At 76.7% G+C, this 12,404-nt stretch carries 11 protein-coding genes; all 11 read right to left on the bottom strand.

What is annotated here, in order from left to right:
• Window positions 1-70: 70 nt before the first annotated feature.
• Genes I4I82_RS00280 through I4I82_RS00235 form a run of 11 tightly spaced genes read right to left on the bottom strand, consistent with a single transcriptional unit; the run spans window position 71 to window position 12,389 of the window.
• Window positions 71-3,511, bottom strand: a complete 3,441-nt coding sequence (locus I4I82_RS00280) for a molybdopterin cofactor-binding domain-containing protein (protein ID WP_218593897.1) — start codon at window positions 3,509-3,511, stop codon at window positions 71-73.
• Entirely contained in the window at window positions 3,508-3,981 is a 474-nt protein-coding gene (locus tag I4I82_RS00275) for a (2Fe-2S)-binding protein (protein ID WP_218593896.1), read from the bottom strand. The genes I4I82_RS00280 and I4I82_RS00275 overlap by 4 nt, the downstream gene beginning before the upstream one ends.
• Window positions 3,982-4,039: 58 nt before the next feature.
• The gene (locus I4I82_RS00270; RefSeq protein WP_218593895.1) at window positions 4,040-4,732 is read right to left on the bottom strand and encodes a TetR/AcrR family transcriptional regulator; all 693 of its coding nucleotides are present in this window, start codon (window positions 4,730-4,732) and stop codon (window positions 4,040-4,042) included.
• A complete protein-coding gene (locus tag I4I82_RS00265; RefSeq protein WP_218594979.1) occupies window positions 4,696-6,069 on the bottom strand; it encodes an MmgE/PrpD family protein in 1,374 nt (457 codons plus the stop codon). The genes I4I82_RS00270 and I4I82_RS00265 overlap by 37 nt, the downstream gene beginning before the upstream one ends.
• 30 nt (window positions 6,070-6,099) lie before the next feature.
• On the bottom strand, window positions 6,100-7,116 hold the full coding sequence (locus tag I4I82_RS00260) for an LLM class flavin-dependent oxidoreductase (protein ID WP_218594743.1): 1,017 nt from the start codon (window positions 7,114-7,116) through the stop codon (window positions 6,100-6,102).
• Window positions 7,113-7,955 carry an alpha/beta fold hydrolase gene (locus I4I82_RS00255; RefSeq protein ID WP_218594978.1) on the bottom strand — a complete coding sequence of 281 codons (843 nt, stop codon included), beginning with the start codon at window positions 7,953-7,955 and terminating at the stop codon, window positions 7,113-7,115. The genes I4I82_RS00260 and I4I82_RS00255 overlap by 4 nt, the downstream gene beginning before the upstream one ends.
• Window positions 7,952-8,941 carry a DODA-type extradiol aromatic ring-opening family dioxygenase gene (locus tag I4I82_RS00250; RefSeq protein ID WP_218594977.1) on the bottom strand — a complete coding sequence of 330 codons (990 nt, stop codon included), beginning with the start codon at window positions 8,939-8,941 and terminating at the stop codon, window positions 7,952-7,954. Before I4I82_RS00250 ends, I4I82_RS00255 begins: the two co-directional genes overlap by 4 nt.
• On the bottom strand, window positions 8,941-10,266 hold the full coding sequence (locus I4I82_RS00245) for a M20 family metallopeptidase (RefSeq protein ID WP_218594781.1): 1,326 nt from the start codon (window positions 10,264-10,266) through the stop codon (window positions 8,941-8,943). Before I4I82_RS00245 ends, I4I82_RS00250 begins: the two co-directional genes overlap by 1 nt.
• On the bottom strand, window positions 10,263-10,385 hold the full coding sequence (locus tag I4I82_RS34335) for a hypothetical protein (RefSeq protein WP_267461565.1): 123 nt from the start codon (window positions 10,383-10,385) through the stop codon (window positions 10,263-10,265). Before I4I82_RS34335 ends, I4I82_RS00245 begins: the two co-directional genes overlap by 4 nt.
• 4 nt (window positions 10,386-10,389) lie before the next feature.
• Entirely contained in the window at window positions 10,390-11,178 is a 789-nt protein-coding gene (locus tag I4I82_RS00240; RefSeq protein WP_218594976.1) for an alpha/beta fold hydrolase, read from the bottom strand.
• The gene (locus tag I4I82_RS00235; protein WP_218594243.1) at window positions 11,178-12,389 is read right to left on the bottom strand and encodes a Rieske 2Fe-2S domain-containing protein; all 1,212 of its coding nucleotides are present in this window, start codon (window positions 12,387-12,389) and stop codon (window positions 11,178-11,180) included. The genes I4I82_RS00240 and I4I82_RS00235 overlap by 1 nt, the downstream gene beginning before the upstream one ends.
• Between the last annotated feature and the right edge of the window lie 15 nt (window positions 12,390-12,404).

Here is a 12,404-nt window from a genome sequence, read left to right as displayed (position 1 = left end):
CCCGTCGTGATCCTGACCGTACTAAGTACGACGACGCCTGCAGGTGTCCCTGCGGTGACGATCGTGTGTCCTACGCCGTGGTGGTCGTACTATGTACGGCACGCCGCACGGCGTCAAGGGCCCGCGGGGTCGCGAGCTGCTCCGCGGCCTGTTCGGCGAGGCCCGCGGCGGCGTCGACCTTCCACGCGTTCCCGGCCAGCGGGTGCGCCGTGCGCTCGAGCTCGCGGTCGACGGCGCGGCGCAGCACGCCGGGCGTGACGGCGCCCGCGGCGCGGACCTCCGCCTCGGCGGCGACCATCCGCAGCGGCACCGGGGCCATCGCGCCGAGCACGATCCGGGCGTCGCGCCAGGCGCCGTCGGGGTCGCGGTCGACGGCCAGCGCCACCGACGCCGTCGCGAAGTCGCCGGTGTAGAGCGCGAGCTTCGTGAACGCCGTGTGCCGGCGCAGCGCCGCCTCCGGCACCGTGACGGCCGTGACGAGCTCGCCGTCGCGCAGCACGGTCTCACCGGGGCCGGTGTAGAACTCCCCGATCGGGAGCGTGCGCCCGCCGTCGACCTCGACGCTCGCGTCCAGGGCGACGAGCACGGTCGCGAGGTCCGAGGGCGTGACGGCCTGGCAGCGGTGGCCGTCGACCACCGCGTGCTGGAACCGGTGGTCGCCCAGCACGGCGTAGCAGGGGCTGGTGGCGCCGCTGCGCTTGTAGCAGTCGAACCCGTTGCGGAAGAACCAGCAGCGCTTGGCCTGCACCAGGTTGCCGCCGACGGTGGCCGCCGCGCGGACCTGCGGGGAGGCGATCGTCGCCACCGCCGCGGCCAGCGCGGGCGGGGCGTCCGGGTGCGCGGCCAGCTCGGCGAGCGTGGCCGCGGCGCCGATGCGCAGACCCGCGGGAGTGCGGCTGATCGGCCGCAGCCCGGTCACCGCCGCCACGGAGACCAGGACGGGCGCCGGGCGGGTCTCGCGCCGCCGCTCGACGGGTGCGTCGGTGGCCCCGCCCAGCGGGGCGGCGCCGGGCGTCGCGAGCAGGGTGAGGGCCTCGTCGAGCCCGGTGGGCGCGTGCAGCACCGGTTCCGGGGCCGGCAGACGCGACCGGGCCCGGTGGGCGCGTCCCAGCCGGGTGCCGTAGGTGTCGAGGACGTGGTGCAGCCCGCGCGGGTAGAACCAGCGGATCGCCGCGACCCACCAGCGGCCCGGCCGGAACCGGATGCGGTGGTCGCGCGTGCGGCCCTCCTGCGCGGCCAGGGCGGACAGCACCTTGTCCGGGGTGATCGGCAGCTCGCGGATCCGCACGCCGACGGCGTCGAACACGGCGTTCGCGACGGCCGCCCCCGGCGGGATGATCGACATCTCGCCGACGCTCTTCGCCCCGTAGGGCCCGGCCGCGTCGTGCGCGTCGACGACGACCGCGCGGATCGAGGGCAGGTCGGCGCTGCGCGGCATGGCGTAGTGCAGGTAGGAGGACGTGACGACCCGCCCGCCCTCGCGGACGAGCTCCTCGCCCAGTGCCGCGCCCAGCCCCATCGCGGCGCCGCCGACGATCTGCCCCTCGACGGCCGTCGGGTTGAGCGCGCGCCCGACGTCGTGCGCGGCCAGGTAGTCGACGACGCGGACCTTGCCGGTGCGCCGGTCGACCTCGACCACGGCGCCGTGCGCGGCGAAGGCGTACGTCGGGGAGAGGTTCGCGGTGTCGCGGTCGGGCGTGAGCATCTCGGTGCCCTCGACGCGGTAGCTGCTCTCGTGGCTGAGCACGCCGTCGACGGCGTCGTCGGCGAGCCCGACGAGGTCGCCCAGGTCGACGGCGTCGTCCCCCGCGACGGCCCGGCCGCCGGAGAGCCGCACCGCGTCCGCGTCGACGCCGAGCTTCTCCGCGGCCAGCGCGCGCAGCCGGTCGGCCAGCTCGCGCGCGGCGAGCCCGACCGACGACCCCGTCATGTGCGTGCCGCGGGAGGACCAGGCGCCCAGCTCGAACGGGGTGCGCTCGGAGTCGGTGGAGAGCACCGCGACGTCGGCGAGGTCGAGCCCGAGCTCCTGCGCGGCGATCTGGGCGAGGATCGTGCTCTGCCCGGTGCCGGCGTCGGTGCCGCCGTACCGGACGCGGGCGCGGCCGTCGGCGAACAGGTCGACGGCGGCGTCGCTGCGGTCGGCGTGCTCGTAGGCGTAGGCCCCGCTGCCGTGCGTGCCGGCCGCGACGCCCCACCCGCGCGCGACGGGGCCGACCGGCCGGGCGGCCCGCGCCCGCTCCCAGTCGAGGCCCTCGCGCACGGCGACCAGGCAGTCGCCCAGGCGCGAGGTCGTGACCTCGTAGCCGCACAGCGCCCTCGCGTGCTCCGGCGCGAGGTTGCGCAGCCGCAGCTCGATCGGGTCGACCCCGAGCCGGGCGGCCACCTCGTCGACCTGCTGCTCCATCGCCAGCGAGACCTGCGGCGTCCCGTAGCCCCGGAACTGCCCGCCCGGCTGCGTGGCCGTGTCGACCAGCCTCGCCGCGAACCGCACCCCGTCGGGCCGGTACATCGACCCCAGCGTGATCACGCCGACGCGCATCACCGAGGTGCCCATGTGGTTGTAGGAGCCGTTGTCGACGACGACGTCGGCCTCCAGCGCGCGCAGCAGGCCGTCGGCGTCGGCGGAGGTCCGCAGCACGGTCTCGAACCGGTGCCGCGGCTTGTTGGCGGCGAACTCCTCCTCGCGGCTGAGCTCCACCAGCACCGGCCGCCCGGCCGCGCGGGACAGGGCGGCGGCCAGCACCTCGTGCTCGGCCGCCTTCGACTTCTGCCCGAACCCGCCCCCGACGGCCACCTCGCGGCAGACGACCTGGTCGTGCTCCAGCCCGAGCAGGTGGGAGACCTCCTTGGCGATGAACCAGGGCGCCTGGGTCGAGGTCCACAGCTCGACGACGCCGCGCCCGGCGTCCCAGGCGGCCAGCGTCGTGCTCGGCTCCATGCACGCGTGCGCGACGCTCGGGTGCACGAACCGCCCTTCGACGGTGACGGCCGCGGCGGCCAGCCCGGCGTCCGGGTCGCCCCAGTCGGTGCGCAGCAGCATCGACACGTTCGGCTCGGCGGTCGTGCGCTCGTGCAGCCGCGGTGCGCCCGGCGCGCGGGACGCCGTGACGGTCAGGGGGGCGCGCAGGCGCCGGTAGCGGACCCGGATCGCGCGCAGTGCGGCGGCGGCCTGCTCCGGGGTCTCCGCGGCGACGGCGGCGACCTCCTGCCCGACGTGGCGCACCACGCCGTCGGCCAGCGGCGGCCGGTCCGACAGCGGGCCGCCGCGGTGCAGGTAGCGGATCCCGGGGGCGAAGTCGGCGGCGGTGATCACCGCGTGGACGCCGGGCAGGGCCCGCGCGGCGCTCGTGTCGAGCGCGGTGATCGCGGCGTGGGGGTGGGGCGAGCGCAGGATCGCGCCGTGCAGGTGGTCGCCGCGTCGATGATCACCGGGCAGGTCCGCCGTGAACGCCACGAGCCCGGTGCTGCGGGCGTCCCAGTCGATCGGGCGGACGCGGTCGCCGACGCTCATGCTCCCCGCTCCTCGGCGACGCCGCAGACGGACTCGACGATCGCCTGGTAGCCGGTGCACCGGCAGACGTTGCCCGACAGCGCCGTCCGTACCCGCTCCCGCCGCTCGTCGGGCGGCAGCGCGTGCAGGCCCTCGCGCAGCAGCGCCGTGGCGTGCACGACCTGGCCGGGCGTGCAGAACCCGCACTGGAAGGCGCCGGTGTCGGCGAAGCGCGCGCGCAGGTCGGCGCTCTCGCCGGCCAGTCCCTCGCTGGTCCACACCTCGCCGCGGACCAGCGCCGCGGGCGTCGTGCAGGAGGTGCGGGGGAGGCCGTCGACGAGCACCGTGCAGGCGCCGCACTCCCCGCGCCCGCAGGCGAGCTTGGCGGCGGTGAGCCCGAGGTCGGCGCGCAGGACGTCGGCCAGGGACCGGAGCCCGGGAGCGTCGACCTCCACGGCCGATCCGTTGACCACGAGGCGGGTGCGCGTCATCTCCGTACTTTGTACGACGAGCACACGGGTGGTCAAGGGAGCCGCATGACGACCCCGGTCACGTCCCGGTCGCGGACCTGTCCAGACCGCGCACGACCGACTCCACGAACGCGTCGACTCCGGCGTGGAACTGCTCGTCGCCGGGCAGGTCGACGAGGTGCTCGGCCAGCGCCACCATCTGCGGGAACTCCTCGAGCGGCAGCCCGGCGTAGAAGTGGCTGCGCTGGCGGCGGACCTCGGCGGACTCCTCGACGGCCTGGTGGCCCCACGGACGCGGGGTCTGGTAGCTGACGAAGCCGATGGCGTAGGTGATGAGGAAGCCGTAGCAGCGCACGGCCGTCGGCCCGGGGATGCCGGACGCCACGAGGTGCGCGAGCACCGACTCCATCGCGCCGCGCAGCGCCGTGTGGCTGTTGGTGATGCGGGTGGCGAGCAGGCGCACGACGCTGGGGTGCTCGCGCATCATCGCGAGGAACGCGTCGGCGACGCCGCGCAGCGCCTCGGCCGGCCCGGCGGCGGGCTCGGCGGGCAGGCACATGCGGCCCAGGACGTGGTCGGCCATCGCGTCGAGGATCTCGTCCTTGCTGCGGAAGTAGCTGTAGAGCGTCATCGTGCCGACGCCGAGCTCGGCCGCGAGCCGCCGCACCGTCAGCCGGTCGAGGTCGGACTCGGCGTCGGAGATGCGCAGGGCGGCGTCGATGATCCGCTCCGGGGTCAGGGGCGTGCTGCGCCCCCCGGCCGTGCGCGCCATCGTGCCTCCTCGTCGGACCCTGCCGGTACATCGTCCGGTACAAGCGTTCCACGTCGGTCTGCGGCCGGCCCGCCGGGGCCCGCCGCGCTGAGCAGCCCGTCCAGGACCGGTCCGACGTGCGGCGAGCCGGCCAGCCCGAGGACGGCGGAGATCCGGTCGTCCGCGGGATCCGTGCCGAGGAGCCGGGACGCCTTGGCGCGCAGCGCGTCCGCCGACAGCGGACGGTCCGGGTCGCCGGGGGCGACCAGCACGCGCCGGCTCGCCCCGCCGACCGTGACGACGGCGCCCCAGCGGGCCGGGAACACGGCGTCGAGGTCGGCGTCGGTGTCCAGCACGACGTCGGCGGCGGGGCCGGGGTCGCGGTACCAGCCCGGGTCGCGCGCCCGCCCGGCGCGCGCCCCGGCGACGGCCACGGCGGCGCTCGCCGCCGCCTCGGCCGGTCCGGCGGGACGGCGCTCGGCGGTGACGAACCGCAGCGCGGCGGTGGGCAGCGCGATCCGCACCGGTCCCTCGGCCCCGTCGGCCCCGAGCTCGGCCAGCGCCGCGAGCGCGGTGTGCAGCGGCCGCGCGCACGGCCACGACTTCAGGGCGGTGCCGAGCAGGTGCGGGGGGCCGGGCGCGGAGGGCGGCCGGGGCGGGCCGAGCGGCCCGGCGTCGAGCAGAGCAGGGCTCGCGGTGAGGCCCGCGGCGGCGGCCTGCGCGGACCCGACGCCGTGCGCGGCGGCGCGCCCGCAGAGCAGGTAGTGGGCATCGCCCAGCTCGTCGGTGCTGAGCAGGCCACCCAGCGGGGCCGCGGCCAGGGCGAGCGCGGTGGTGGTCGTCGGCCCGTCGAGGTCGAGCAGCAGGGCCGTCGCGGCGGCCGCGCCGAGCGCGCCGAACAGCGCCGTGGGCCACCAGCCCGCCGCGTACAGGGCCGGCCCGCCGAACCGCAGCGACGCCTCGGCGACGGCCTCGTACCCGGCGACGACCGCGCGCAGGACGTCCGCCCCGCCCGCGCCGACCGCGCGTCCGACGTGCAGCGCCGCGGGCACCACGACCGCCCCGGGCGCGACGGCCGCGGGCCCGTGCAGCGCGTCGAACTCGTCGACGTGGGCCAGCGTGGCGTCGATCTCGACGGCCGTCGCCACCGCCCACGCCCCGGCAGCGCCGAGTGCCGCGACGCCGCCGGGCGACGCGGGCAGCAGCGGCACCCAGCGGGCGGCGAGGGGGTGGGTCGACCCGGACGCGACGCAGGCCGCCGTGTCGCGCACGTGCCGCGCCGCCTCCGCGAGCACCGGGCCGACGGCGTCGCTGGCGGCGGCCCGGGCGCGGTCGGACAGGTCGGCGAGGAGGGTCACGGACGGAGCCGGATCACGAGCGGGGCCGGATCATGCGCGCAGCAGGGGCAGCACCTGCGCGGCCAGGTCGTCGAGCAGCGCGTGCGGCAGGTCGTAGGAGCCGACGTGCTGCAGGAACACCGCGTCGGCGCCCGCGTCGGCCGCCTCCCCGATCCGCGCGACGATCTCCTTCGCCGTGCCGAACAGGCAGAACCCCCGCGCGAACGCGGCCACCGCGGCGTCGGAGACGTACGGGTCGCACGCGCGGACCGCCGCGTCCCAGTCCTCGGCGTGCACCAGGTCGGGGTAGACGCCCGGCACGTGCGCCGGGACGTCGACGTGCACCCCGGCCAGCGCGAGGAACTGCGCGCCGCCGTTCTGGGCGATGGCGGCGCAGATCGGCTTGAGCTCGTGGGCGTCGCGCTCGACGTCGTCGGTGACGCGGCAGAACGCCGACACCGTCATCGGGACGTGCGGGCGGCCCGCGGCCGCAGCGCCCTCCTGCACCCGTGCGGTCGCCGCGGCCAGCGGGGCCGGGGCGACGCCGGAGAGCAGGATGGCCCCGTCGGCGAGCTCTCCGGCCAGCCGCAGGTTCCGCGGCCCGCTCGCCGCCACGTGCACCGGCACCGCGACGGGGTCGCGCAGCCGCGAGGAGACGCCGCCGAAGTCGACCTCGTCGCCCGCCAGCAGCGCGCGGACCACCCCGATCCCGGCGCGCAGCTCCGCGCCGGTGCTCGGGGGCAGCCCGACCGGCAGCACCGAGCTGTTGCCGACGCCCAGCCCGAGCACGAACCGGCCCGGCGCCTGCTCGGCCACCGTCCGCGCCGCCGACGCGACGACGGCCGGGTGCCGGGTGCTGACGTTGGAGACCGCCGTGCCGATGGTGATCCGGGACGTGGCCGCGACCGCGGCGGACGCCACGGCGAACACGTCGCGCCACAGCAGCTGCGAGTCCGGGAACCACACCTCGTCGACCCCGCGGCGCTCGGCCTCGGCGGCGAAGGCGGCCAGCTCGGGCACGGGCGCGCACGGCGGGACGCGCAGGCCGACCCTCGTGCGCGTGCTCATGCCAGGAACGCCGTGGCGAGCTCGTCGAACCGGGCGCTGTGCTCGTGCTGGGGCCAGTGCCCGCACTCGGGGAGGATCTCCAGCTCCGCTCCCGGGATGCTCTGCTGCATCCGGTGGGCCTCGGGCACGTCGCCGAACGGGTTCTGCGCGCCCCACACGATCAGCGTCGGGGCGGCGATGCGCGCCATCTGCTCGGGGCTGAGCAGGTCCTCGGTGCGGTTGTCCATCTGCTGCAGGCACAGCAGCTCGTCGATGCCCGCGACGAACTGCGGGCGGTGGTAGATCGCGTGCCGGACGTCGACGAGCTCGTCGCTCACGTTCGCCGGGTCGTGCATGAGCAGCTCGAGGCGGCGGCGGGTGAGCGCGCGGTCGTCGGTGAGGACGGCGGTGCGGGTGCTGGTGCGGATGCGGTCCATCACCTCGGGGTTGGCGACGGTGCCGCCCGGCGCGACGAGCACGAGGCGCCCGACCCGCTCGGGGTGGTCGGCGGCGAGCCGGCCGGCGACCCAGCCGCCGAGCGACTCCCCGACGAAGCTCGCGCGCTCGATGCCCCGGCTGTCCAGGTAGGCGAGCACGTGGTCGACGTAGCGGGGGATGCGCAGGTCGCCGCCGGGGTTGTCGGTCCAGCCGTGGCCGAGCATGTCGAGGGCGTGCAGCCGGAACTTCGCCGACAGCGCCGGGATGTTGCGGACGAACGCCTCCAGGTGCCCGCTCGTGCCGTGCAGCAGGACCACGTGCTCGCCCTCGGTGCCGGCGCGCAGGACGCGGGTGGGGGTGCCGCCGACGGGGGCGTGCGACACCTCGAAGTCGGTGCCGGCGAGGTCGGTCCAGATGGTCATGACGCGGTCTCCACTACGGGGGCGAGGGGGCAGGGGGCCAGGGGGTTCGGGCGGAGCAGGGACACGCCCATGCCGGTGAGCCACTGGGGGATCTCGGCGTAGGCGAGGGTGGTGCCGGTGGGCGGGCCGCCCGCGCCGGTCAGCGCGGCGGCCATCGCGACCCAGGCGCGGATCTCCTGCGCGCCGTTGCCGGCCTCGTCGTCGATCTCGTCGCTGGTGCGGTCCAGCACCGCCGAGAGGTCGCCGGTCTCGAGCAGGCCGAGGAACCAGGCGTCGAAGGCGGGGTTGATGTCCGGCTTCGCCGCGCGGATGATCTCCCGGCGCCGGACCTCGTAGTCGCCCCACGAGCCCCGGCCCTCCAGCCAGGCCTCGACGAGGAACCGGTCGTCGTCGCTCAGCGCGGCGAACCACTTGGGCCACGGCAGCCGGTGCGAGAGCCCGCCCGAGGCGATCACCGCGATCCGCCGGTCGGTGCCGTCGGCGCGCAGCGCGGCCCCGAGCGCGGTGCCCAGGTCGTGGCAGCGGCGCAGCGGGGGCAGCGGCGGCGCGAACATGTTCATCACGACCGGGACCACCGGCACGTCGAGCGCGGGCACCAGGTGCTGCAGGGCGTGGGTGACGCCGTGGTCGACGGTGAGCCGCAGCGAGAACGCCGGGTCGAACCCGGCCCCGACCAGCCCGTCGACGACGGTGCGGGCCAGCGCGGTGTCGACGGGCAGCGGCCCGGCGGGCGTCCCGGCCTCGCCCGCGCCCAGCACCTCCCCGACGCCGACGGTGAACGCCGGCATGAGGTCGAGGAACATGCCGCGGAAGTGGTTGGAGCCCAGCACGACCACCGCGTCGGGCCGGGCGGCGGCCAGGGCGTCGCGGGCGGCGGCGAGGCCGTCGCGGAAGGCGTGGGCGGCGGGCAGGTGGTCGACCTCGGCCCAGTGCGTGTTCATCAGGGTGCTGTGCGACGCCCCGACGCCGATCACGATCTCGCTCATCAGCTCTCCCGGGAGCACAGCGCGACGGCCGTGCGGACGAGGTGGCGGGTCAGCCGGACGGCCTCCCGGACGTCGACGACGTTCATGCCGGACGGGAAGTCCAGCGGCAGCGGGGCGTCCGGGCCGATCCGGTCCATCCCGATCCGGGCGGTGGGCAGGCCGCGGGCGCGCAGGATGTTGGCGTCGGTGGCGCCGCTGTTGGCCATGATCGGCTCGTGCGGGCGCCCGGCCAGCTCCTCCCAGGCGTCGGTCGCGGCCCGGACGACCGGGGCGTCGGGCGGCGTGTGCGTGCCGGGGATCGCCAGCACCATGTCCCAGTCCAGCTCGATCTCCGGGTGCGCGGCGGTGATCGCGTCCAGGGCGGCGCCGAACTCGCGGCGCACCTCGGCGGGCGTGGAGCGGGGGCTGGTGCGCAGGTCGACGTGGAAGCGGCACAGCGCCGGGGTCACCGACGCCATCCGCGGCCAGCCGCCCTCGACGGCGGCGACGATGCCCTGCGGCGCGACCAGCCCGTCGGTGTGCCGGGCGCTGTACTCGGGGAACCAGCGCTCCAGCGCGGTGATCACGGTGGCGGCGTGGGCGATCGGGTTGCGGTAGGGCATCCGGTGGCGGCTGCCGACGTAGGAGAAGCTGCCGCGCACGCGCACCTCGAACCAGCACAGGCCCACCTCCTCGAAGGCGACGGCCCAGCCGGGCTTGGCGATCACCGCGTGGTCGGCCCACACGCCCTGCTCCAGCAGGAACGAGCAGCCGACGCCCTGGCCGGTGTTGCGGCGGGTGAGGCCGCGGGCGGTGCGCCCGTTCGTCGGCATCCCGCCGGCGCCCAGGCCGACGAGCAGGTCGCCGCGCAGCGGGATCCCCGCGGCCGCGATCGCCTCGGCCGCCGCGACGACCGCGGCGCCGTGGCCCTTGGGATTGCTCGCGCCGAGCCCGAGGACGTGGTCGCCGTGGACCTGCGCCGCCGGCACCATGTCCGCCCGCAGCTGCGGCCCGATCCACGGGACGTCCTCGTCGGCGTCGCCGACGGTGAGGGTGTCGATGGGGGCGTAGAGCAGGACGTCCTCGCCGCCGCCGGTGCCGCGCAGCCGCCCGACCGCGTTGCCCTGCCGGTCGTCGATCTCCTGGTAGGTGGCCTCCAGCCCGGCGTCGGCGAGCCGCCCGGTGAGCCAGCGGGCGAGCGGGGCCTCCTCGCCGGTGGGGCTGGGGATGTCGACCATCCCGACGACGAGCTCGGTGAGCCGCGCCGGCGTGATCCGCTCCCACGCGGCCTCGACCCACGCGCGCTGCTCCGCGGGGAGCGGGGACGTGCGGGCGGGCGCGCTCACGGGCGCGGCCGCACGGTGCGGACGGTGGTGCCGCGCCCGAGGCGGGCGAGCAGGCCGGTGCGCGCGGCGACGGCGAGCGCGAGCGCGGCGGTGACGGCGGCGAGGGCGGGGCGGGGCACGGGATCAGCTCCTGGGATCGAGGAAGGCGGCGGCGAGCGCGGCCACGGCGTCGGGCCGCTCGGCCTGGGGGTGGTGGGCGGTGCGTCCGAGGACGGCGAGGTCGCCCGCGGGGAGCGCGTCGGCCAGCGCGGCGGCGTAGGCGGGGGTCGCGAAGGGGTCGTGGCGCCCGTGCACGACGAGCACCGGGGCGGCGACGCGGGGGAGCGCGTCGGTGAGGTCCTCGGGGGCGCCGCGCCCGCCCGTCGCCGTGGCCAGCGCGACGGGCGTGGTGCTGGCCCGGTACCGCGCCCGCACCGTGGCGGCGGGCACGGCGTCGCCGTCGTGCCACTCCAGCTCGGCGATGAGCCGGCGCATCTTCTCCGGGTCGGGGCCGCTCCCGCCGTAGTAGCCGGCGCGGACCCGCGCGCCCAGTGCGGCGTCGGCGCCCGGGACCGGGGTGCTGCCGATGACGAGCATCCGCCGCACCCGGTGGGGCTCGTCGGCGGCCAGGCGCAGCGCGACCGCCCCGCCCAGGGACTGGGCGAGCACGTCGACCTCCCCGACGCCGAGCCGGTCGAGCAGCCCCGCCAGGGCGCGCGCGTACCCGGTGAGCGCGGGGCCGTCGTCGTCGAGGGCGGCGGAGGCGCCGTAGCGGGGCAGGTCGACGACGAGGTGGCGCCGGTCGCGGCGCAGGGCCAGCACCCCCGCGAAGTCCGACGCCGAGTGGCAGCCGGGCCCGCCGCCGTGCAGGACGAGCGTGAATGGTCCGTCGGGCGGCCCGGTCAGGGTGTGCGCGACGGCGGGAGCGGGCATCAGTGCCCGCGCCGCGGCGCGGTGGGCTGCACGACGACGTCGGATTTCTCCACGTGCCGCCGCCACGCCGTCAGCGACAGGTCCGGGCGGTAGAGCCGCTCGGGCGGGGAGTCCATGACGTCGACCATCCAGGCGTCCTGCGCGGTGAACTGGCCGTGGAACAGCCAGCGGATCGCGGCGAGGTAGCGCGCCTTGAACGCCAGCGCCTTCGCCCCGGTCTCGAAGCGCACCATGAGCTGCACGTACCGGACGTGGTCGGCGTCGACCGGCACGTACCACTCGTAGTGGATGAACTGCGGGTACGCGACGCGCAGGATGCCGGGCAGCCGGATGGAGACGAAGCCGGGCAGGTCGAGCGCGGCGATCACCGGGTTGGCGTCGCCGTTCTTGCCCGGGCGGTCGGGCAGCGGCGCCCGCTTCCACCAGCGCTTGTTGGTGAAGCGGCCGACGCCGGGGAACTCGGCGTCCCAGTGCACCTCGTCCTGCACGCGGATGAGCCAGCCGTCGCGCTCGACGATCCGGGTGAGGTTCCACGTCGGCATGACCTTGAACAGCCGCCACAGCGCCGTGTTGTGCAGGTACTTGGCGTGGCCCTCGTCGAACCCGTTCTCGGCGGCGAAGCGCCAGTTGCCCTTGCGGATCTCGGTGCGCCCGCCCAGGACGAAGGCGTTGTCGTTCAGCTCGGCCGGGATGTCGCGCTCCACCGGCGGGGGCTCCTCGCCCTCGGCGAGCGTGCCGATCCAGACGAACAGCAGCCCCATCCGCTCGACGACCGGGTAGGTCGCCACCGAGACGCGCCCGCAGATGGGCGAGTCGGGCCCGTCGGTGATGACGGCGCGCAGTGCGCCGTCGGACAGGCCGTAGGTCCAGCCGTGGTACGGGCAGCTGATCGTTCCCGGGAACTGGCGGCGGCCCAGCGACAGCGGCACGCCGCGGTGCGGGCACCGGTCGTGCAGCCCGCGCACGACGTCGCCGTCGCGCACCAGCACGATCTTCTCGCCGCACACCGTCACCGGCACGGGCTTCTCGCCGACCTGGTGGGCCCAGATCGTGGGGTACCAGTGGTCGCGGAAGCCGAACTCGGCGGCGTCGTAGGTCGGCCAGGTGTGCCAGTCGGCGCCCTCCTGCACCGGCGGGCCGGGCTCGGCGGGCACCTCGGCCCGGGCGCGGCGCGGGCGTCTCGGGGTCTCGGCGTCGGGCGCTGCGGTCACGGCTGCCTCCAGGGG

It is taken from the genome of Pseudonocardia oceani (assembly GCF_019263585.2).
GTDB classification, from domain to species: domain Bacteria; phylum Actinomycetota; class Actinomycetes; order Mycobacteriales; family Pseudonocardiaceae; genus Pseudonocardia; species Pseudonocardia oceani.
This window is presented reverse-complemented; position numbering and strand designations above follow the sequence as displayed.